The organism is Aromatoleum anaerobium (assembly GCF_012910705.2).
Taxonomy (GTDB): domain Bacteria; phylum Pseudomonadota; class Gammaproteobacteria; order Burkholderiales; family Rhodocyclaceae; genus Aromatoleum; species Aromatoleum anaerobium.
Genome location: NZ_WTVG02000032.1, coordinates 18,255 through 39,683 on the forward strand (window position 1 = coordinate 18,255; position 21,429 = coordinate 39,683).

Annotated in this window: 15 protein-coding genes and 1 tRNA gene; 12 read left to right on the forward strand and 4 right to left on the reverse strand. The window is 63.7% G+C overall.

Going from position 1 to position 21,429, the window contains the following annotated elements; genetic code table 11:
- Window positions 1-41: 41 nt before the first annotated feature.
- On the forward strand, window positions 42-668 hold the full coding sequence (locus tag GO606_RS01395; protein ID WP_169120316.1) for an SAM-dependent methyltransferase: 627 nt from the start codon (window positions 42-44) through the stop codon (window positions 666-668).
- 536 nt (window positions 669-1,204) lie between these two features.
- Complete coding sequence (locus GO606_RS01400; RefSeq protein WP_169120314.1) at window positions 1,205-2,065, forward strand: PA4780 family RIO1-like protein kinase; 861 nt, start codon at window positions 1,205-1,207, stop codon at window positions 2,063-2,065.
- A 27-nt stretch (window positions 2,066-2,092) separates the two neighbouring features.
- Here the strand turns inward: GO606_RS01400 and GO606_RS01405 are convergent, their stop codons facing one another.
- Complete coding sequence (locus GO606_RS01405; protein ID WP_169120312.1) at window positions 2,093-2,557, reverse strand: ferritin-like domain-containing protein; 465 nt, start codon at window positions 2,555-2,557, stop codon at window positions 2,093-2,095.
- Between the two features lie 126 nt (window positions 2,558-2,683).
- Complete coding sequence (locus GO606_RS01410) at window positions 2,684-2,962, reverse strand: type II toxin-antitoxin system HicA family toxin (RefSeq protein WP_169120310.1); 279 nt, start codon at window positions 2,960-2,962, stop codon at window positions 2,684-2,686.
- A 639-nt stretch (window positions 2,963-3,601) separates the two neighbouring features.
- Here GO606_RS01410 and GO606_RS01415 point away from each other — a divergent pair.
- From GO606_RS01415 to GO606_RS01460, 10 genes are all read left to right on the forward strand, one after another.
- Entirely contained in the window at window positions 3,602-6,031 is a 2,430-nt protein-coding gene (locus GO606_RS01415) for a DUF3141 domain-containing protein (RefSeq protein WP_169120308.1), read from the forward strand.
- A 555-nt stretch (window positions 6,032-6,586) separates the two neighbouring features.
- Window positions 6,587-6,916, forward strand: coding sequence for a hypothetical protein (locus GO606_RS01420; RefSeq protein WP_169117956.1), 330 nt, complete (start codon window positions 6,587-6,589; stop codon window positions 6,914-6,916).
- 104 nt (window positions 6,917-7,020) lie between these two features.
- Window positions 7,021-7,965 carry an alpha/beta hydrolase gene (locus GO606_RS01425; RefSeq protein ID WP_211166570.1) on the forward strand — a complete coding sequence of 315 codons (945 nt, stop codon included), beginning with the start codon at window positions 7,021-7,023 and terminating at the stop codon, window positions 7,963-7,965.
- A 307-nt stretch (window positions 7,966-8,272) separates the two neighbouring features.
- Window positions 8,273-9,658, forward strand: a complete 1,386-nt coding sequence (locus GO606_RS01430; protein WP_169117955.1) for a TIGR03013 family XrtA/PEP-CTERM system glycosyltransferase — start codon at window positions 8,273-8,275, stop codon at window positions 9,656-9,658.
- 91 nt (window positions 9,659-9,749) lie between these two features.
- The gene (gene prsK, locus GO606_RS01435) at window positions 9,750-11,855 is read left to right on the forward strand and encodes an XrtA/PEP-CTERM system histidine kinase PrsK (RefSeq protein WP_246979275.1); all 2,106 of its coding nucleotides are present in this window, start codon (window positions 9,750-9,752) and stop codon (window positions 11,853-11,855) included.
- Window positions 11,848-13,206: a PEP-CTERM-box response regulator transcription factor gene (prsR, locus tag GO606_RS01440; protein ID WP_169117954.1), complete on the forward strand. Its 1,359-nt coding sequence runs from the start codon at window positions 11,848-11,850 to the stop codon at window positions 13,204-13,206. The genes prsK and prsR overlap by 8 nt, the downstream gene beginning before the upstream one ends.
- A 2-nt stretch (window positions 13,207-13,208) precedes the next feature.
- A complete protein-coding gene (prsT, locus tag GO606_RS01445; RefSeq protein WP_246979277.1) occupies window positions 13,209-15,995 on the forward strand; it encodes an XrtA/PEP-CTERM system TPR-repeat protein PrsT in 2,787 nt (928 codons plus the stop codon).
- A gap of 53 nt (window positions 15,996-16,048) precedes the next feature.
- A complete protein-coding gene (locus GO606_RS01450; RefSeq protein WP_169117953.1) occupies window positions 16,049-17,329 on the forward strand; it encodes a nucleotide sugar dehydrogenase in 1,281 nt (426 codons plus the stop codon).
- A 55-nt stretch (window positions 17,330-17,384) separates the two neighbouring features.
- On the forward strand, window positions 17,385-18,344 hold the full coding sequence (locus GO606_RS01455; protein WP_169117952.1) for a transglycosylase SLT domain-containing protein: 960 nt from the start codon (window positions 17,385-17,387) through the stop codon (window positions 18,342-18,344).
- On the forward strand, window positions 18,341-19,138 hold the full coding sequence (locus tag GO606_RS01460; protein ID WP_169117951.1) for a S1 family peptidase: 798 nt from the start codon (window positions 18,341-18,343) through the stop codon (window positions 19,136-19,138). The genes GO606_RS01455 and GO606_RS01460 overlap by 4 nt, the downstream gene beginning before the upstream one ends.
- 39 nt (window positions 19,139-19,177) lie before the next feature.
- On the opposite strand, the gene GO606_RS01465 is transcribed toward GO606_RS01460, so the two are convergent.
- Window positions 19,178-19,252, reverse strand: a tRNA-Arg gene (locus tag GO606_RS01465).
- An 11-nt stretch (window positions 19,253-19,263) separates the two neighbouring features.
- Window positions 19,264-21,387, reverse strand: coding sequence for a site-specific recombinase (locus GO606_RS01470; RefSeq protein WP_169117950.1), 2,124 nt, complete (start codon window positions 21,385-21,387; stop codon window positions 19,264-19,266).
- Window positions 21,388-21,429: the final 42 nt, after the last annotated feature.

Genomic DNA, 21,429 nt, shown 5'->3' on the forward strand with positions numbered 1-21,429 from the left:
TGCGGCCGGGATGTTTATCCACGACAACGGGAAAAAATCGAATGGAGCAGGAAGCCATCTGGAGCAAGCGTTACCGCGATGCCGGCGACGAGTATCTGTTCGGCACCGGGCCGAACCGCTTTCTCGCGCACCGCGCGGCGCTTTTCGCGAGCGGCCGCGACGCGGTGTCGGTCGCTGACGGCGAGGGCCGCAACTCGGTGTGGCTGGCCGAGCAGGGGCTGGACGTGACCGCGGTCGAACTCTCCGACGTCGCAATCAAAAAGGCCCGTCGCCTCGCGGTTGGCCGAGGGGTCGAGGTCGAGTTCATCCAGGCGGACATGATGGCCCCCGATTGGCCGCCAGCCCGGTTCGTCGAGGCTTTCGACTGGGTCGTCGGCATCTTTATCCAGTTCGTCGACGCGGCGGCGCGCGAACGGCAATTCGCCGCGATGAAGCAGCTTGCGCGCCCCGGTGGACGGATCCTGCTGCAGGGCTACACGCCGAAGCAGCTCGAGTACTGCACCGGCGGGCCGTCGGCGGTCGAGAACCTGTATACGAGCGAACTGCTGCGCGTTGCGTTCTCCGACTGGGAGATCGAGGAACTCGTCGAGTACGAGGATGATCTCTCGGAAGGCGCAGCACATCGCGGCTGTTCGGCGCTGATCGGGCTCGTTGCGCGCAAGCCTTGAAAAAACCTTCCCCACCCCTTCCCGCTGGGGCGTGATGACGGAATGTACGGCGGTGCGTATGCACTGGCCGGGCTGCAGATCGGGCTTTTCGCGCTGAACCCGCGCGGCGTCAGGAAGAATGGCCCGGATGCTTAGCGCCGGGCGGGAAGTGCGCAGAAATAAAGAAAAAGCCCGAGCACTTTCGGGCCCGGGCTGAAATCCACACCAAAGGAGGAGGGTGGAGGAGACAGCTGAAGGTTAGATGAAGAGCTTGTGCGGCGCAACAAGATAAGCAATGAATTTTTTTATCCTTCGATTAATCATCCGCATTTATCTATGACACTCTGACATTCCCCCAACAAGGATAGGGAAATGACATGGTGCGGTGCGCAATCTGTGGAAAGCCCGGTGGAAAGCCTTTTGCCAGCTTCCTGGCCGGGTGACGTACTATGCCGGGGCGGGATAGGGTGGCTATGGATCGACCTTCGCTGCTTTCCCTGCGCTGCGCAGCAATCGCACATGCACAAATGCAATCGCACAGGAGCGGATCCTCACGCATGAAAACTCCGAGCAGAATCGAACCGCTGGTGGCCGATGGTCTCGTCGACCACGTCATCCGTCAGCTCATGAGCGGCAAGGAAGCCATGGTCTATGTCGTCCAGTGTGGTGACGAAGTGCGCTGTGCCAAGGTCTACAAGGAGGCCAACAAGCGCGGCTTCCACAAGGCGGTCGACTACACCGAAGGGCGCAAGATCAAGAACAGCCGCCAGGCGCGTGCAATGGCCAAGGGCTCGCGCTACGGGCGGCAGGAACAGGAGGCCGCGTGGCAGCACGCCGAGGTCGAGGCGCTGCGAGTCCTCGCGGCAGCGGGTGTGCGCGTGCCGATGCCTTACGACTTCCACGAGGGCGTGTTGCTGATGGAACTGGTGACCGATGAAGACGGCGAACCGGCTCCGCGGCTCAACGATGTGGTGCTGAGCGAGGACGATGCGCGGCAGTATCACGCCGATCTCGTGCGACAGGTCGTGCGCATGCTCTGCGCCGGGATCGTCCACGGCGATCTTTCCGAATACAACGTGCTGGTTGACCGCGCTGGCCCGGTGATCATTGATCTGCCGCAGGCCGTCGATGCCGCGGCCAACAACAACGCCCGCGCCATGCTCGAGCGCGACGTCGACAACCTCGCTGCCTACTTCGGCCAGTTCGCCCCGGAGCTGCGGGACACCGACTACGGCAAGGAGATCTGGTCGCTGTACGAATCCGGGAAACTGCAGCCCGAGAGCGCGCTCACTGGCGTCTTCCAGGCCGAAGAGGGGCTCGCCGACCTCGAGGAAGTCATGCAGATCATCGAGGCAGCGCGCAAGGAGGAGGCGGTGCGCCAAGCGGGCAGAGCGGCCGCCGAGACTCCTGCCGCCTGAACCGCCCGGCGCGACTCGCACTCATTCTTATGGTGATTGTGGTGCGAACGCCGACACATCGCCCGGTTTGCGCAACATCTTGTCGACTTCCGCGAGATGCAATTCCTCGACCTCGATCATCTGTCGCGCAAACTCCTCGAGCGCGACCGAGCGGTCCGTGACGAGCATGAGCAGATCCCGGTAGAGCTGCAGTGCGGCGCGCTCGGCTTCGAGTGATTCGCGCAGGATCGCCCCGATGTCGTGCTTGTGCGAGTCGAGCAGCGGGCCGATCGCGAGCGACGGGTAGGCGCCAAGCGTCGTGACCCATTCGCCGACCGCGCGCGCATGCATCAGCGACTCGTCGGCCTGCTCGCGCAGCCACGAGACAATCGGGATGCGGCCGAAGCCGAACACGAGGAACGAGTAATGCGTGTAGCGCACGACGCCGGCCAGCTCGGATTCGAGGATGCGGTTCAGGACCGCGACGACCGGTTCCCTGTCGAGTTCCCCCATGAGACCCTCCTTTGCGACACTCTGCACGAGGCCCGTTCGCGCGTTGATTCACTCTAGACCACGGCCTGCTGTGCTGCCGGCGCAGGGACTGGCACGCCGCAGGCTCGTCGCCCGGACGGGCATCCCTTATTCGTGATTCGCGTCGTAGAGCGAGGGAGTGACTCCGGCGTCTGCCAAAAATTCGCGCAACTGTTTGACGGATTGTTTGCTGAACTCGTTGCTGTGGTGGGGATGGTGGAGGAAGAACTCGTGGCGGTTCAACTCGACGCGGAAGCGCCCGCCATGGCCTGTCTCGATGACTGCGCCGAGATGGTTGAGTAACGACTCCACCTCGCGCCATTGAATGTTGCTTTTGGGCGGTTCGTGAAAAATCGATTCCAAGACCGCCCGGTGCTTGTGACTCATGATCCGGCCTCCTATCGACAGGGCATCATCACGCCCGGTCGGCTGCCCATGCCGGCACGCACGGGACAGGAATGGCGAAAACGCGCATCGTCGAACGCATTGCAGTCTCCCCCGGCCATGCGACGTGAATGAATAAATCCTAACCCTTGCCGGTCTGCCGGGCAATTGTCCCGCTGCGATATCGTCCAGGATGCTCGCAATGATCGTCGATCAGCGCGAGCAAGGTGGTTCCGGGCATGGCAAAGGTTCCGTGACGGAAAGGAAAGAGGGGATGGAAGGTTGTAGCAGATCTGGACGAGGGAACGCACGGATTTCGGCAGACGCAGGGCTGACGCGAGCACTTTCGATCAATCTCCCCCAGGGAATGCGACGTCCTGGTAGACGGCTGGAGCTGGTAAGCGGAACATTGCTGCCCGCGGGCGCCGGGCAATAAAGGCGAGGCGGGGAAACGCCCGCCGCGACCGCGTCCTTCGGTCGTTGCCGGTGCGACGCCGGGATTGACCGCGGGCCTCTGGAACACTTTCCAATTCCGGGTGCCCTCTAGCGCTGGCATGGCCCGGCTTACGAGGCCGGGCAGCAGATTAGACTTTCGTGGAGCATGGCGCTTGCCATCCGCCACGGCAATAAATGGAGTTCAGAATGAATTTCCCGATACCGGTACCTTCGGCAGCGACACTGCCCTTGATGGATCCGTTCGGTTTCGCACGGTCCGCCTTTGACTACTGGCGGGATGCAGTCGAGCGCAGCGTGCTGTTCATGGACGTGATGCGCCATCGTGGCAACCAGTACCTCGAGCATATCGAAAAGACCAAGCCCAGCGTGCTGGGCTTCGAGACCGAAGTACTGATGGACGGCCGCGAACTGCCGCGGCCGGTGAACTATGAACTGATGCGGGTCCTGCCTCCGGCGGGCATCGAGATCGACCCGCTGAGGCGGCCTTTCGTCGTCGTTGACCCACGCGCCGGGCACGGCCCGGGCATCGGCGGCTTCAAGCCCGACAGCGAGATCGGCGTCGCGCTGCGCGCCGGGCACCCGTGCTACTTCGTCGGTTTTCTGCCCTATCCCGAACCGGGTCAGACCGTGGAAGACGTGGTCGAGGCGGAAATCGCGTTCCTGCGCCGCGTCATCGAACGTCATCCGAAAACCGCGGAAAAGCCGATGGTCGTGGGCAATTGCCAGGCCGGCTGGCAGATCATGATGGCCGCGGCGCTGGAGCCGGACCTGTTCGGCCCGATCCTTATCGCCGGCTCGCCGCTTTCGTACTGGGCGGGCGAACGCGGCAAGGCACCGATGCGCTACACCGGCGGCCTGTCCGGCGGCAGCTGGATGACGGCGCTGCTGAGCGATCTGGGCAACGGGCTGTTCGACGGCGCGTGGCTGGTGCAGAACTTCGAAAACCTCAACCCGGCCAACACGTGGTGGACCAAGCAGTACCGGGTGTTCGCGAACGTCGATACCGAGGCGGTGCGTTACCTGGAGTTCGAGCGCTGGTGGGGCGGCCACGTGGTGCTCGGCGGCCAGGAGATCCAGTACATCGTCGATAACCTGTTCATCGGCAACCGCCTTTCGACCGCCCAGCTGATGACCTCCGACGGGCGGCGCATCGACTTGCGCAACGTGCGTTCGCCGGTCGTGGTGTTCTGCTCGCGGGGCGACGACATCACGCCGCCACCCCAGGCGCTGGGCTGGGTGCGCGACCTCTATGAAGGGGTTGACGGCATCATCGCCAACGAACAAACGATAGTTTATTGCGTACACGACAGCACCGGTCACTTGGGCATCTTCGTCTCGGGCAGCGTCTCGCGCAAGGAGCACACCGAGTTCACCGCCAACATGGACTACATCGACGTGCTGCCGCCGGGACTCTACGAGACGTCGATTTCGCGCGCCGATGAGCGTGCCGATGCCGGGCTGATCGAGCGCGAGTACCTGCTGGAGTTCACGCCGCGCACGGTCGCGGAACTCGACCGCGAGATCGGGCATCGGCCCGACGATGAAGCGCGGTTCGCCACCGTCGCCCGCATCTCCGAGATCAACCTGGGCCTCTATCGCCTGTTCTTGCAGCCTTGGGTGCGCGCGCTGTCGACTCCCTCGTTGGCCAAATGGATGCGGCGCATGCATCCGAACCGTCTCGGCTACCGCCTGCTTTCCGACCGTAATCCGCTCGCCCTGTCACTGCCGGCGCTCGCCGAGAAGGTGCGGGCCGACCGCCATCCGGTCGGCGAGGACAACGTCTTCCGCAGGGCCGAGACCCTCGTTTCCGAGCAGATCGCCCGCGGTCTCGACACGTGGCGCGACCTGCGCGACAAGGCCAGCGAGCAGCTTTTCCTGGACATCTATGGCCAGCCGCTGCTGCAGGTTCTCGTCGGCCTGCGCGCCGACGGACAGCCGCACCGCCGGCGTCCCGGCACCGAGCTTGAGCATCGTCGCTTCATCGAGCGCCGTCAGGCCGAGCTTCACGCTCGTGTCGCAGCCGGTGGCAGCCACGAGGCCATGATGCGCTCGACCATCTACGTGCTGGGCGGAGCCCCTGCGACTGACGAGCGCAATTTCAAGCGGATGCGTGCGTCGCGGGCGGAACTCGAGCCGGGCCTCAAGCTGGCCGACTTCAAGCACCTGCTGCGCGAGCAGTTCTTCATCCTCAAGCACGACCGCGAGGCGGCGCTGGAGGCGATTCCGGCCTTGCTCAAGGGACAGAGCGCCGCCGAAATCGATGCCCACCTGAAGCAGATCGAGCACGTGCTGGCCGCCAGCGGCGACCTCAGCGCGCACGCTGCGGATCGATTCGAGCGCATCAAGTCGCTGTTCCTGCGTGCGCGCCCGAACGCCGCCGAGGGGGCACCGACGTCCGCGGGCGCGGCAGCGGAATCCCCGCCGGCCGGCATGAACGACCCTGCATCGCCCGCGCCGGTCGCCATCACGGTGGAGCCGCAACAAGCGGTCACGAGCGGTCTTCCGGCGGCCGAGGCGCAGCGCGCACAGGATGGCGCCAGCGGCCGCACGGCAGACGGCGACAAGGCCGCCGCTACCCCGCGGCGACGCGCGCCGCGCAAACCACGCAACGCCTGATCGCGTTTCCCGGTCGCACCACGCCCCCTCCGTCTGAACGCCACTGATCGGGTTCCGGACGGGCGGAGGAGGGAACGCAGCCGCACGGCCTCGTGCGGCTGCGTCGCTTCAATGGGCACATTACTCGCCGCAGCACGTTGCCTTGCGGCTGGCGACGGACGACAGCGGATGCTAAGAATAAACGAGACATTCTCGAAGGATGCGGAACATGAGGTACTTCGTACCGCTCGTCATCGCTTTGCGGCACTGTTGGCGGAAAGGGTGCGAGAAGAAAGTGTGCCCCGACATCCCCGCCCAACCGCCCGTCCAGCAGGAAAACGCGCCGCCGCCAGTGACCCCGACTCCCCGCTCCCGGAACCGGATCCGGCGAAAGAGGCGCGCCCCACTCCGCTCCAGGGCAGGCGAACGATCATTCGAATCCGGCTTTCAAGGAGGGCGGCAAGAAGGATCCGGCGAACTGATCGCCTCGCCTCGGCCGGATGCCCGGGATGCCGGGCGCCCCGAACTCGTCCGGGCGAAAGCGTTTCTGCCCTGGCGATGTACAAGGAGTCGAAGATGACACGCAACACCGTAATGACAGGGGTGTTCGCCAGCCCGGGCGAAGCGCAACAGGCGAAGTCGCGGCTTCTGCAAGCCGGGATCGCGGAAAACTGCATTGCGATCAGCACGGATCTCACCGCTGACGGCCTCGCGGCCGAATTTCCCGGTCAAACGTATTCGAATCAGCCTGGGCAGGGTCCGGGCGAGGAATTGCCGGACGTTGCCGACCTGGCGCATATCGGGGCGTGCGTGCTGAGGGTGGAACTCGCATCGAACACCGACCGCAGGGCGATGGAACTCATCCTGCGGCAGTCCGGTGCGCGCATCGTCCCGGTCGAACATTGACCGTCTGTTTCCATTCTCCGTTTGTGCAACTGCTCTCCGGTTAGAATCGGGGCCTCCTGATTTTCATATCGGGGTTCAGCCCTGCCTGGCCCCGGATTTTGCGCATGCCCCTTTCATCCCAGGCCAAGGCACTGCTGGACATGGTTTACCGTGTCGGCGCCCCGCGTTTTCACGAGCTGTCCGTCGATCAGGCGCGACATTCGTTCCGGAAGTTGCAATGGGCATTCGGTCTGCCTTCTCCGGCCGTTGCGGCAACGGTTGAAGTGGCGATGCGGCGTGCAGACGGGAGCACGTTGAACGCGCGCCTGTACCGGCCGCTGGATAGCCCCGGGGACGACGAGCTTCCGCTGCTGATCTACTTTCACGGCGGCGGGTGGTGCGTTGGCGACCTCGAAAGTTATGACGTTCTTTGTCGTGAGCTGGCGAACGGCTCGGGCTGCGCGGTGTTGTCGATCGACTATCGACTCGCGCCCGAGAACCCCTTTCCGGCTGCCGTCGAGGATGCTATTTTTTCCATTGAGTGGGCGGCAGAACAAGCCCAACTGCTGGGCATAGACCGGGGGCGTATCGCATTGGGGGGGGATAGTGCGGGCGGAAACCTTTCGATTGTCGGCGCGCTCCTGGCCCGTGAACGGGCAAGTGTCGCTATCCGGTTCATGTTCCTGGTCTATCCGAGCACCGAGATCGCCAGCGACCGTCCGTCGCGCCAACTTTTCGGCCAAGGGTATCTCCTCGACCGGGAGAGCCTCGAATGGTTTTACGATCACTACCTTCCGGCAGGCGATGACGAGGACTGGCGGGCGTCGCCGATGCGCGCGCCATCATTGGCCGGATTGCCGCCGATCCTTCTCGTCACGGCGGAGTGCGACCCCCTTGCCGACGATTGCATGGCCTTTGCAGAGCGGGTGCGAGCGGAGGGAGGGGAGATCGAGCACGTCGCGGTGGACGGGGTCGTCCACGGGTTCATCACGCTGGGACAGTTTTTTCCGGAAGCCGCGCACGCCGTGGACCGGATCACCACCGACCTGCGACGGGCAGTCGAGCCCTGACGGTCGATTCATCGAGTGCAAACCTCAGTCCGGAGACCGGATGAGGCGGCTGGAGGCGGCGGAGGGGGAAAACTGCTGCGTTGCCACAATCCGAATTACACACGGAGCAACCCCCCTCGCGAGCCGATAGTGTGGGTTAAACGTCGCGGGTATGCAGAGCTGATGTACAGGCCGTTCCGCAGGGGCTATCGTGTGGACGAGCCGGGAGTGGATGAAATCGCGGTAGGTACGTATCTCGGTCCGGAAAGGGAGGAAATCCTTTCGGGACCCGGTGATTCCGATTGCTCACGTAATCCAGGATGTGCCGATGCTAAAAATATTCAGTCACTATTTTCCGTCCCACGTCCTGCAACAGGTCGTCTTCGACGCCCTCGTGCTTTTCATAGCGGTGATATTCGCGGTGGCGGTACAGGTGCGCGGCGGGGCGGTGGACTGGCGCGTCATCGTGCCTTCGGCGCTGCTTTTCGCGATCGCGATGATCCTGTTGAACAGCGCGATGGGGCTGTATCGGCCGGCCGACGGGGAGCGGTCGACGCGCACCACGATAGGTCGCGTGCTGATCTCGATGGTCGTGAGTATCCCGGTGGCGTTCGGAGTGTTCCTCGTGCTTCCGTGGAACTATTTCGCCTCCGAGGCAATGCAGATCTCGGTAATGCTGTTGCTGGGTCTGGTCCTCCTGATGCGGGCGGTGATCAACCGCCACTGGGCGACTTCGATGTTCGCCCCGCGCGTGCTGATCATCGGTACGGGGGCGGACGCGGTGTCGGTGGAGCGATCGCTCGGCAACCCGGTGCGCAGCGGCATGGAGGTAGTCGGCTTCTACGCGGTGGAAGGGGAGGATTCGGTCGACGTCGACCGGGGCCGCGTTCTCGATTGCAAGGATCTTCTTCAGACGGTCCGGCAGCTTCGGGTGAACGAGGTGATCGTCGCCGTGCGGGAGCGCCGGGGGGGTGTCCTTCCGATTCGTGAACTGCTCGACTGCAAGGTGTGGGGCGTCCGGGTGCTGGATCTGTCGTCCTTCTTCGAGCGTGTGCAGGGTCAGGTCCGCATCGATTCGCTGAAAGCGAGCTGGCTGATCTATGGCGACGGCTTCAGGCAGGGCCTTGCACGCGCCTTCGTGAAGCGCTGCTTCGATCTGGCTGCATCGTCGATCCTGTTGCTGGCCGCCGTGCCGGTGATGGCGGTCACCGCGCTGCTGATCGCGCTGGAGGACGGCGCGCCGATCTTCTATCGGCAGGAGAGGGTCGGGCTGGGCGGACGGGTGTTTCGCGTCATCAAGTTTCGCAGCATGCGGCGCGACGCCGAAAAAGACGGCAAGCCGCGGTGGGCGGTGTCCGGTGACGACAGGGTTACGCGGGTCGGGAGGGTCATCCGCAAGCTGCGCATCGACGAACTCCCGCAGATTTTCAACGTCCTGAAAGGTGAAATGAGTCTCGTCGGGCCCCGCCCGGAACGTCCGTTCTTCGTCGACCAACTGGCGCAGGAGATCCCGTTCTATGCCGTTCGCCACTGCGTCAAGCCGGGGGTCACCGGTTGGGCGCAGGTTCGATACCAGTATGGCGCTTCGGTGGACGATGCTGTTCAGAAGCTGCAATACGATTTGTATTACGTGAAGAACCACACCATCGTGCTCGATACCCTCGTTCTGTTCGAAACGGTCAGGGTCGTCCTGACCGGAGAGGGCGCACACTGACTGGATATCGGCTGGCGACTTTCGCAGACCCAGCGGAGGACCGGAATCCGTGTCCTGTTGTTGACGAGACGACTTGCTCTTGGGGGGGCTGATGGGTGTCGAGCTGTCCGACGTCGCGGTGTGGGGCTACGGCGGGGCCGCGGGGGCTTACCTTCTTTTCGGTCTGTACCTTCTGCTCGCATGGCGCGGCGGCATTCCCGGCGGCTTTCTGCTTCTTGCCGTGGGCAGCAGCGCGTCGTGGGCGCTCGCGAGCACCTTTCTCGTCCTCTATCCGAGCGCGTGGCTGGCCCTGCTGGCCGCGGTGCTGGACGTCTTCCGCAGCGCCTGCTGGTTTACGTTCCTGCTTGTGTTGCTGCGTCCCCTGGGGGGAAATCGGCTGCGATGGCCGGCAGGGTTCACGGCGCTCGTGGTCGCCGCCGAGTTGATCGCGGTAGCGTTTTCCGGCCTCGATCTGCCCGTCGATCTCAAGCCGGCAAACCTGATGCTCGCCGCCTTTTTGGTGGCTTCGGTGTTCGGCCTGGTGCTCGTGGAGCAGCTTTTCCGCGCGATACCGGCAGAATCGCGCTGGGGACTGAAACCGTTGTGCCTCGGCCTCGCCGCTGGCTATGTGTTCGAACTGTACCTGTTCGCCGACGGATTCCTGTTCGGCCGGCTCGATCCCGATGTGTGGGGGGTGCGCGGCATCGCCCATGCTCTGGTGATTCCGCTGGTCGCGGTTTCAGCGGCGCGTACGCCGTCGTGGACGCTGCGGATCTCGGTATCACGGGAAATGGCGTTCCATTCCACGGCGCTCGCGGTGTCGGGCCTGTACCTGCTGGTAATCGCCGCGGCCGGATACTACGTCCGCTATTTTGGCGGGAACTGGGGCAGGGCTCTGCAACTGACCCTGCTGTTCGCCGGGTTCCTGCTGCTGCTGGTTTTCCTCTTCTCGGGGTCGCAGCGTGCCCGCCTGAGAGTGTTCATCAACAAGCACCTGTTCCCCTACCGCTACGATTATCGCAACGAATGGTTGCGCTTCACCCAGGCGCTCTCGTCCGCCGGCGGCGCGCTGGATCTCGGGCAATCGGTCATAAAAGCCCTTTCGGATCTGGTCGAGAGTTCCGGTGGAACGCTCTGGCTGAAGGACGCGAGCGGCCGCTTCTCGGTCAACGCGCGCCTCAATCAGGGGGCTTCGGACGCTTCCGAGGACGATGGCAGTGCTCTATGCCGTTTTCTCGACGAGCGCGAATGGATCATCAATCTCGAGGAGTTCCGCTCCCGTCCCGCTCATTACGACGGTCTGGTGTTGCCGATGTGGCTGTCCGCGATACCCGACGCGTGGCTCGTCGTGCCGCTCAAGTCGTCGGGCGCGCTGGTCGGCTTCGTGGTGCTCAATTCACCTCGCACCGCGTTCGAGGTCGACTGGGAAGTGCTCGACCTGCTCAAGACGGCCCAGCGCCAGGCCGCGAGCTATCTCGCCCGCATGCAGGTGACCGAAGCCTTGCTCGAGTCGCGCAAGTTCGACTCCTTCAACCGCATGTCGGCGTTCGTCGTTCACGACCTGAAGAATCTCGTCGCCCAACTGTCGCTGATGCTCCGCAACGCCGAGCGCCACAAGCACAATCCGGCGTTCCAGGAAGACATGCTCGACACGGTCGCGCATGTCGAATCGCGCATGCGCGCGTTGATGGCGCAATTGCAGGAAAAACGTTCGATCGATCCGCACAGGCGGGTCGATCTTTGTGCGCTGGCCGATCGCATCCAGGCGACGAAGCGCCATCAGCAGCCGACGGTGGAGGTGTTCGCGGACCGCGATCAGCGGCTCGAAGTCCAGGCGCATCCCGAACGGCTCGAGCGCGTGATCGGACATCTCGTGCAGAACGCCCTCGATGCGACGCAGGACGATGGCAAGGTGACAATAAGGGTCGATATGCCGGACCCGTCCTCAGCCCGTGTGGCGGTCGAGGATACCGGCTGCGGGATGACGTCCGAGTTCATGAAAGAGCGCCTGTTCAAGCCGTTTCACACCAGTAAATCCACGGGAATGGGTATTGGGGTCTACGAGACGCAGCAGTACATTCATGAACTGGGAGGCCGCATTCATTTTGACAGTGAAGCGGGACGCGGTACCTGCGTGACCGTGGTATTGCCCGTTTCTGTCCGGGCCGATCCTGATTTGCCAGCTACGCGGGAAAGGGTACGCGAAAATCATGAATGACAAGCGGCGTACGCTGCTGATCGTCGAGGACGATCCGGCACTTCAGAAACAGATGCGCTGGGCTTTCGACGCTTTCGAAACAGTTGTCGCGGGCGATCGGGAAAGCGCGATCACGCAATTGAGACGTCATGAACCGGCGGTCGTGACGATGGATCTCGGGCTGCCCCCCGCGCCCGATGACGGCGCCGAGGGGTTTCGCCTGCTGGGCGAGATGCTCGCGCTGGCCCCCGATACCAAAGTCATCGTCCTGACCGGGCAGCATGAGCGCGAAAACGCGGTGAAGGCGGTCGCGATGGGGGCCTACGATTTCTTCGGCAAGCCTTTTGAACCGGAGCTGCTCGGCCTGACGATCGACCGCGCTTTTCGCCTGCACGACCTGCAAATGGAAAACCTGCGTTTGGCGACGCTCCAGGGAACGAGCCTGTCCGCCGTCCTCACGCGGGACTCGGCGATGCTCAAGGTCTGCCGCACCGTCGAGAAAGTGGCGCCGGCGAACGTGACGATCGCGCTGCTCGGAGAGAGCGGTACCGGCAAGGAAATCCTGGCGCGCGGCCTGCATGCGATGTCGACGCGCGCAAAGGAGCGCTTTGTCGCGATCAACTGTGCCGCCATCCCGGAAACGCTGCTCGAAAGCGAACTGTTCGGCTATGAGAAAGGGGCCTTTACCGGGGCCGTGAAACAGACGCAGGGCAAGATCGAAGCTGCGCACAGGGGGACTTTTTTCCTCGACGAGATTGGCGACCTGCCGATGGCGCTGCAGGCGAAGCTGCTGCGTTTCCTGCAGGAGCGGGTCATCGAGAGGATCGGCGGCAGGGAAGAGATTCCGGTCGACGTGCGGATCGTGTGCGCGACGCACCGCGACCTGAAGGCGCAGATCAGCGCCGGCCTGTTCCGCGAGGACCTTTATTACCGGCTCGCCGAAATCGTCATCGAAATCCCCCCGTTGCGCGACCGGGACGGCGACGCGGTGCTTCTCGCGCATGCCTTCGTGCAGCGCTTCGCGCAAGCCAACGGACGGGGAACGATGCACCTGGGCGACGATGCGGTGGCGGCAATCGAGTCGCATCGCTGGCCGGGCAACGTGCGGGAGCTGGAAAACTGTCTCAAGCGTGCCGTCATCATGGCCGAGGGAAGCCGCATCACGTCCGACGATCTGGGTCTGGACAGCGTCGATCCGGATCTGCAGCACCTCAACCTGCGACAGGTGCGCGACGAGGCGGAACGGCGCGCCGTGGTGCGGGTGCTGGCGCGCACCAACGGCAATATTGCCCGCGCGGCGGACATTCTCGGCGTGAGCCGCCCATCGCTTTACGACCTCATGAACCGTTTCGGTTTGAAGAAGGAGAACTGACCGTGTCCAATCGGAAGGCTTCAGGCGCAACTGTTCGCCGAATTGTTACCGTCGCCCTAAGCGCTGCGCTGTTGACGGCCTGCAGTGATGACCCGGAAACCATGCTCCGCTCCGCGAAGGATTATCTCGCCAAGAACGACCCCAATGCGGCGGCGATTCAATTGAAGAATGCGCTCCAGAAAGATGGCAATCTGGTCGAGGCGCGTTTTCTTCTGGGCCGCGTAAACCTCGAACAGGGCAACATTGCGGGCGCGGTGAAGGATTTGCGCCGGGCTGCGGAACGCGGCTATCCGGACGCGCAGGTCGGCCCACTGCTGGCGCGAGCCCTCCTGCTGTCCGGCGAGTTCGACCAGGTGCTGAAGGAGTTCGAGGGCAAGACGCTCGATGATCGTGCCGGACAGGCCGTGCTGCTCGGCGCGGTGGGTGGTGCGCATTTCGCCAAGGGGGACCTCGAAAAGGCCCGGGCGGCGTATGAGGCCGCGGCGGCGGCCGATCCATCCAGCGGGTCCGCACGGGCAGGCCTGGCGCAGGTAAAGTTGTCCGCCGGAGAACTCGACGGAGCGCTCGCCGACGCCGATGCCGCCATTGCGGCAGACCCGGGCGCCGCCGATGCTCATGCCGTTCGAGCTGATGTGTTGCTGATGAGGAAGGACATTCCCGGCGCAGCGGCCGCCCTTGAGGAGGCGATCAAGGCTCGGCCGAAGGCGGTGAACTACCACTTCGCGCTGGTATCGATGTTGCTGCGGGAAAACCGCGTAGACAAAGCGATGCCGCATCTGGAGGCGATGAAGAAGAGTGCGCCGCAGCATCCCTCGACGCGCTACCTCCAGGCGTTGGTCGATCTGCGCAACAACAGAATCGAGGAGGCGCGCGACAACGTCACCGAGGCGGTGCGTCTGGCTCCGGGTTATCTGCCCGCGCGCCTGCTCGCCGGCGTCATCCACATCCGCCTGAATCAACACGTCCTGGCCCAGGAACACTTGGGGGTAGTTCTGGCCCGGGCTCCGAAACAGCCGCTGGCGCGCCGAATGCTTGCGATGTCGCTAATGGCGTCCGGAGATCAGGGTCGCGCGCTGACGACCCTGCAACCGCTGCTGGATGCATCGTCCGTAGATAGCGCGACGATGGGCCTGGCCGGGCGGATCCACGTGGCCAATGGCGATCTTGACCGTGCAGCGGAGTATTTTGCCAAGGTGGCGGCGGTAGAGCCGGAGAATGCAATGGCGCGGACGCGCCTCGGGGTGTCGAAGTTGCTGGGCGGGGACACCAGCGAGGCTTTCGCCGATCTCGAAGCGGCGTCGGATCTCGAGTCCGACACGGGGCATGCTGATGTGATCATGATTCTTGCGCACCTTCGCCGCGGCGAGCTCGACAAGGCGATGGCTGCGCAGCGGCAACTCGAAGCCAAGCAGCCGAATAACCCGCAGACGCATGTGCTCAAGGGAGGGATTCTGCTCGCCCGAAAGGATGCTGCAGGGGCTCGCCTGGCTTTCGAAAAAGCCCTCGAACTGAAGCCTGATTCCGTGGCCGCGGCGGCAAATCTCGCGCGGATGGATATTGGGGAGAAACGCCCCGATGACGCCCGCAAGCGCTTCGAAAAGATCGTCGCGGCCAATCCGAAAAACGTCGAAGCACACTTGTTGCTTGCCGATCTGTTGGCCCGCACCGAGGCAAAACCGGCAGAAGTAGTATCGATGCTCGAACGTGCGGCCGGTGCGAATCCGGCTGCGCTGGCACCGAAACTTGCACTGGTGCGCTATTACCTTGGCAGCAAGGACCCGAAAAAGGCGCTCTTGATCGCGCAGGAAGCCGCCGCCGGCCACGCCGATCAGCCCCAGGCAATCAGTATGCTGGCGCGGGCCCAGCTGGCAGCGGGCGATCAACAACAGGCGGTCTCCTCACTAAACAAGTTGTCTGAGCTGGTGTCGCAATCTCCTCCATCGCTGACCGAAGTAGCGGATATGCAACGGTTCGCGAAGGACCGTGCAGGGGCCGAGCGGTCGCTGCGCCGGGCGCTCGAGCATAAGCCGGACATGTTCGAAGCCCAGCAGCGCCTTGCTTCGCTGCTGGCCGAAGACAAGCGGACGGATGAGGCGCTGAAAATTTCGGCAACCGTTCAGAAGCAGCGTCCGAAGGCGGCGGCCGGTCCGCTTCTTGAAGGTCAGATCCACGCGGCCAGTGCCAACTGGGAGCCGGCCGTGCAGGCATATCGCAAGGCGCTCGAGCTTGAGGCCTCGGCTCAAACTGCTGCCAAGTTGCATGCCGCACAAGTGTTGGCCGGCAAGGCACCGGATGCGGCGAAGACGGCTGCCGACTGGCTCCGCACCCACCCGAAGGACGTGGTATTGCGCAGCTATCTTGCCGGGCGGGCCCTTGCAGAGCGGCGGCTTGACGAGGCCGAAAAGCTATTTCACAAGGTGGATGAGTTAAGCCCGGACAATGCTCAGGTGCTGAACAACCTGGCATGGATCGCGGGGCAGCGCAAGGATCCGGAGGCGCTCGCGCTGGCCGAGCGGGCGCTGAAACTGGCGCCCGATAACCCGGCGATTCTTGACACGCTGGGTATGCTTCAGGTGGAGCGCGGCCAACGCGACGAGGGCCTCGAAAATCTTCGCAAGGCTGTCGGACTGTCTCCGGGGACCGGGGTGCTCCGGCTGAATCTGGCGAAGGCCTACCTCAAAGCCGATCGCAAGGACGACGCTCGCAAGGAACTCGACAATCTGCTCGGGCAGGCGCCCGCGGGAAGTCCGTTGCATGCGGAAGCGACCAAGCTGAAGCAAGGGTTGTAAGGTCTCGAGCATTCAGGCACCGGCATATCGGAAACCTTTAGGGACTCGCATTCATGACCATCATCGCCGTGATCGGCCTGGGCTACGTCGGGCTGCCGCTTGCTGTGGAGTTCGGCAAGAAATTCAAGACCATCGGCTTCGACCTCTCGGCCGACAAGGTCGCGGCTTACCGTGACTTCGTCGATCCGACCGGGGAAGTGCCGTCAGACGATCTTCGCGCCGCGATTCATCTCGGTTGTCATTCCGATCCGGCTTCCATCCGCGAGGCGGACTTCATCGTCGTGGCCGTGCCGACGCCGGTCGACACTGCCCACAAGCCGGATTTCACCCCATTGATCCGCTCGTCCGAAACGGTGGGCCGCAACCTCAAGCGCGGCGCGGTCGTGGTATTCGAATCCACCGTGTACCCGGGAGCGACCGAAGAAGTCTGCATTCCGATCATCGAACGGGAATCGGGTCTGAAGTGGAAGCAGGATTTCTTTGTCGGTTATTCACCTGAGCGCATCAATCCGGGCGACAAGGAGCGCACGGTGACGAAAATCGTCAAGGTCGTTTCGGGCGATACGCCGCAGACGCTGGAGAAGGTCAAGGAAGTCTATGGCGCAATCATAAGCGCCGGGGTTTATCCGGCCAGTTCCATCAAGGTCGCCGAGGCCGCGAAGGTCATCGAGAATACACAACGCGATCTCAACATCGCGCTGATGAACGAACTTGCGGTGATTTTCCACAAGATCGGAATCGATACCACCGAAGTGCTGCAGGCGGCCGGAACGAAGTGGAACTTCCTGCCGTTCAGGCCCGGCCTCGTCGGCGGCCACTGCATCGGAGTCGACCCGTATTACCTGACGCACAAGGCGGAAATGCTCGGTCATCATCCGCAGGTCATTCTCGCCGGCCGCCGCATCAACGACAGCATGGGGAAGTACGTCGCCGAACAAACCGTGAAACAGATGATCCAGGCGGGGCACTCGATCAGGGGCTGCGATGTCATCGTGCTGGGGCTCACGTTCAAGGAAAATTGCCCGGATCTGCGCAACAGCAAGGTCATCGACGTGATCCGCGAGCTCGAGAGCTTCGGTTGCAGCGTGCATGTCCATGATCCTGTCGCCGCGCCTGCGGAGGCAGCCCGCGAATACGGCATTCGTCTCGTGCCGTGGGAAGCGCTGCCGAAGGCGGCGGCAATGGTGGCTGCCGTTTCCCATGCGGCGTATCTCGATATGCACCTGGATGAGTTCGCAGACAAGCTCCTGCCGGGGGGCGTTTTCTCCGACGTGAAATCATCCTATGACGCGGGCGCACTGGCCAGAGCGGGTGTAACGGTTTGGCGACTCTAGGAGCATCTGCTAGAACACCTGTATCGGCAGCCGGGCCAATGCCATTGGGGGGATGATGAAACGCCGCAAACTCCGCAATGATCGCTGTCGTGCAGCGCTGCTTTTCGTCCTCGCGGCCGGCACCGTGGCGCCGGCATATGCCGTCGAGCGCAAGGAGCAGGGTCCCACTGGGGCAAAGCTCGCGATCGCGGCGCATGCACGCTATCTTGTCGAGCAGGGTGTCGCCCACGAACATGGCGAAGGCGTACCGCGCAATCCCGCCCGGGCAGTCGCCCATTATTGCGAGGCGGCGCGCCTCGGCGATGCCGAAGCGATGTACGCCCTCGGCTGGATGTATGCCAACGGACGAGGGACGCGGCGCAACGACGCCTATGCCGGAACGCTGTTTGCGATGGCGGCCGCGCGCGGGGACGTGCAGGCGCGACGGATGCTGCGCTTCACCGGGGGTCCCAGCGGGCAGGCCCCCCCTTGCCTGAATGCCGCATCGACGGTCGCGCTCGACGATCATGAATGGAATCCCGAGACCCACATCCGGTCGCTGTCGGCCGAACGGCAGCGCATTGCCCGCATGATCATCGAACTCGCGCCCACCTATCAGATCAGCCCCCGCTTCGCGCTGGCGATCGCGGTGGCCGAGTCGCGCCTCGATGCGGGAGCCGTCTCGCCGAAGAATGCAATGGGCGTCATGCAGCTGATTCCGGACACGGCCGCACGCTTCAACGTCCGCGATCCGTTCGATCCGCGCGAAAACATCAAGGGAGGCCTCGCCTATTTGCGCTGGTTGCTCGCGTATTTTCGCGGTGACATTGCGCTCGCGGCTGCCGGCTACAATGCGGGCGAGGGCGCGGTCGACCGGTACCGCGGCGTGCCGCCTTACCCCGAAACGCGGGCCTATGTGGCGCGTATATTGAACTTCGTGGCGCGCCGGGAGCATCCGTTCGACAGCCGGATCGCACGGCCCAGTGCAGTGATGCCGGCAGGGCAGCCGGCAAGTGAGGGAGCGAGCGATACATGAATTTCAGCGCGGCGAACCGTGCGCTCCGGCGCAGCCTCGTTGTCGCCGCAACCACGGCCACTGCAATGCTGATTCCGCTCCCGGCGGCGGCAGACCTGGTCGATACCGTGTCGCGCATCAAGCCGTCGGTGGTTGCGGTGGGCACCTTCCAGCGCACCCGCGCTCCCGCCTTCAAGTTCCTCGGCACCGGTTTTGCTGTCGGTGACGGGATGATGATCGCGACCAATGCGCACGTCGTGCCCGATGCGTTGGCCGATGATCAAATGGAAACGCTCGCGGTGGCGGTGCCCGGCGAGCGGCAGGCGACGATACGCAAGGTCAGCAAGCTTGCAGTCGACAAGAACCACGATCTGGCGGTGTTGCGGCTCGAAGGCGGTCCGCCGCTGCCTTCCCTGTCCATCGACGAGTCGTCCGGCAGCGTCCGCGAAGGTCAGAGCATCGCCCTGACCGGTTTTCCGATCGGCAGCGTCCTGGGATTGTCGCCCGTGACGCACCGCGGCATCGTCGCCGCGATCACGCCGATCGGGATTCCGCAGCTACGCGCGCAGCATCTCAATCAGGCGCTAATCCGCCGCCTGTCGAACGACCCGTTCCGTATTTATCAGCTCGACGCAACGACCTACCCCGGAAACAGCGGAAGCCCGGTATTCGATTCCGAGACGGGGCGACTCATCGGGGTGATCAACATGGTGTTCGTCAAATCCACCAAGGAAAACATTCTGAGCGACCCGTCGGGCATCAGCTACGCGATTCCCGTGGAGTACCTGAAGGCGCTGCTGAAAGGGCTGGAGTGACGGGGCAACCCGCCCCCGGGCGGGCAGGAGGTTGCGAAATGGTCTCCTCGGCGAGAATCGAACTCACATCTAGCGCTTAGGAGGCGCTCGTTCTATCCATTGAACTACGAGGAGAGCGCGCAATTCTAGCCGTTCGAGCGCCGGCGACCAAGCACGCCTTTGCCGTTTCCGTGGATTTTGTGGGTGGCGTGGCCATTGTGCGGTTCGTGCTGGGGAAGCGGCGCTTCTCCATGCTGCTCTTCGGCCTGTACCGTCGAAGAAGGCGGTAGCAGGAAATCGCGGGGACGCGAGACGAAGCGCCGGACGATCATTTTCCCCAGCTCGCGTCCCTGCGCGAAGGTGATGCGGCGCGCGCGCAGCGCGACGTAGAGGGTCAGCGCGAAGCTGACCCCGAGGTTCGTGAGTCCGATGAGCGCGATGCCTGCTGCCGACAGCGCGGCCAGTTGCCAGCTCAGCGTGAAGTCCATGCCGACGGCAGCGTAGCCGACGTACGCGGACGAGAATGCGATGTGGCGAATGTCCAGCGGCAGGCCGAACAGGACCCCGAGCGCCGTCACCCCGCCGAGCAGGAAGCCGAAGAAGAAATTCGCGGCCAGCGCGCCGAGGTTGTTCTCGACGTAGGTGGCGACGCGCTGCATGCGTGCGATGCCGAACACCCGGCGAGGCCAGCGCAGCTGCAACAGCCGCTGCGGAATGCGTTCGTAGGCCGACAGGTTATCGTAGTAGCCCGCGATCAGCCCCGACAGGAACAGGCAGAAACCGGCGATTGCCGCGAACAGGACCGCTCCGCTGACGGGATCGACCTGGTTGAGCAGTTCGCGCGCCTTGCCCGCGTCGGTGAACGGATCGCCGCTAAGCGAGTGGATGCCGATCGCCACCAGCATCGCCATCGGAATCGCGACGCCGATGTTGCCGAGGATCGCGGCCAACTGGCTCCGCACGGTGCGCGCGATGAGTTCCACGAGGTTCTCGAGGTTGCTGTTCTTGCCCTGCGCTTCCCCGATGGAAGCGGCGATCGCGTTGGCCGTCATCGCCGGCTGCTTGGTCGCGACCGTGCCGCCGAGAATGTGGATCAGGACGAAGCCGATGCCGTAGTTGAGGCAAAACGCCAGGGCCTCGGTCATGGGAGCGAAACCCTGGCGACCCAGCACGATCTTCAGGCCCGTCATCACTGCGATGATCAGCCCGCCGAGCGCTGCCGAGCCGAGAATGCCGAAGTATTCGCGGCGGGTCGAGGTAATGTAGTGCTCGCCGGTCTTGCTTGCGCTTTCGGTCATGCGCATCGACAGCAGTTCGACGTTCTGCCCCCAGTAGTCGGAGAGCTTGTTCTTGCGGCACTCGGCGTGCACCAGCTGCTTGAAGATACCGACGATCTGGGTCGCGACCGCGTCGATGCGTCGTTCGGCATGCAGCCGATGGAGCAGGAACAGCAGGTCGGCCATCCGGTCGAGGTGCTGGCGGAGGCGTTCGAGCTTGAACGTGAGCGCCAGGCTGGTGCCGATCTTCGCCGCGCGCTTGCGGATCCGCAGCACGACGTCGTCGCACTGGTCAAGCATCACCTGCAGATGCTTTTCGTCTTCGACCAACTCGGTGCCGTCCTTCCAGGCGCGCCGATAGTGGTCGAGATAGGCCACCAGTTCTTCGTTCTGCGCCAGAAAGGGCGATTCATGTTCCTCGAGTGTGGGGTCGACGCGGATCAGCTCGGGCTCCAGCCCGATCGCCGACACGTGGTACGACAATACCCGCAGCGCCTCGAGGATTTCGGCGGCGGCGTGCGGCAGCTCGTGGCCCTCTTCGGTGCTGTCGGGCTGGATCGGAGTCGAGCCGAAAACGCTGCGCAGGAACTCGACCCAGTCTGCGTCCGGGATCGCGGTGACCCATGCCTCGTCATCCGTGCGGTGGAAGACCACGCTCAGCACGTCCTTCATGTAGTCGGTGTCGACCACTTCGGGCAGCAGGCGCCCGGAAATGCGATGTGCCGTCTCGGAAAAGAAACCGGTCGACGGCAGCAGGCCGGACGAGACGTACAGCGATACCTGCTTGCGCTCCTGAAAGAGGCGGATCAACGCATCGCACAGCCCTTCTGCAAGGTCGTGACGGGCGGCGAGGGTGTGCGTCAGGGCGCGCAATGCCGTGATCGCCGCTTGCGTGTCGGAAGCTCTGGCCGGGCGCAGCTCATCGACCAGTGCGACCCACAGCGCGAGGTCGTCGTCGTGTTCTTCGCGGAACCGTCCCAACAATGCTTCCATGCCGCCTCGCCGATGGTGTTGTCTGGAAAATGTTGCACCGCA

Bases quoted from the DNA above. Each gene is read 5' to 3' on its own strand.
- GO606_RS01405 (WP_169120312.1), bottom strand. From the start codon at position 2,557: ATGGGGGAACTCGACAGGGAACCGGTCGTCGCGGTCCTGAACCGCATC.
- GO606_RS01410 (WP_169120310.1), bottom strand. From the start codon at position 2,962: ATGAGTCACAAGCACCGGGCGGTCTTGGAATCGATTTTTCACGAACCG.
- GO606_RS01425 (WP_211166570.1), top strand. From the start codon at position 7,021: ATGCCCCTTTCATCCCAGGCCAAGGCACTGCTGGACATGGTTTACCGT.
- prsK (WP_246979275.1), top strand. From the start codon at position 9,750: ATGGGTGTCGAGCTGTCCGACGTCGCGGTGTGGGGCTACGGCGGGGCC.
- GO606_RS01470 (WP_169117950.1), bottom strand. From the start codon at position 21,387: ATGGAAGCATTGTTGGGACGGTTCCGCGAAGAACACGACGACGACCTC.
- GO606_RS01415 (WP_169120308.1), top strand. From the start codon at position 3,602: ATGAATTTCCCGATACCGGTACCTTCGGCAGCGACACTGCCCTTGATG.
- GO606_RS01455 (WP_169117952.1), top strand. From the start codon at position 17,385: ATGAAACGCCGCAAACTCCGCAATGATCGCTGTCGTGCAGCGCTGCTT.
- GO606_RS01450 (WP_169117953.1), top strand. From the start codon at position 16,049: ATGACCATCATCGCCGTGATCGGCCTGGGCTACGTCGGGCTGCCGCTT.
- GO606_RS01460 (WP_169117951.1), top strand. From the start codon at position 18,341: ATGAATTTCAGCGCGGCGAACCGTGCGCTCCGGCGCAGCCTCGTTGTC.
- GO606_RS01420 (WP_169117956.1), top strand. From the start codon at position 6,587: ATGACACGCAACACCGTAATGACAGGGGTGTTCGCCAGCCCGGGCGAA.
- GO606_RS01400 (WP_169120314.1), top strand. From the start codon at position 1,205: ATGAAAACTCCGAGCAGAATCGAACCGCTGGTGGCCGATGGTCTCGTC.
- GO606_RS01430 (WP_169117955.1), top strand. From the start codon at position 8,273: ATGCTAAAAATATTCAGTCACTATTTTCCGTCCCACGTCCTGCAACAG.
- prsR (WP_169117954.1), top strand. From the start codon at position 11,848: ATGAATGACAAGCGGCGTACGCTGCTGATCGTCGAGGACGATCCGGCA.
- GO606_RS01395 (WP_169120316.1), top strand. From the start codon at position 42: ATGGAGCAGGAAGCCATCTGGAGCAAGCGTTACCGCGATGCCGGCGAC.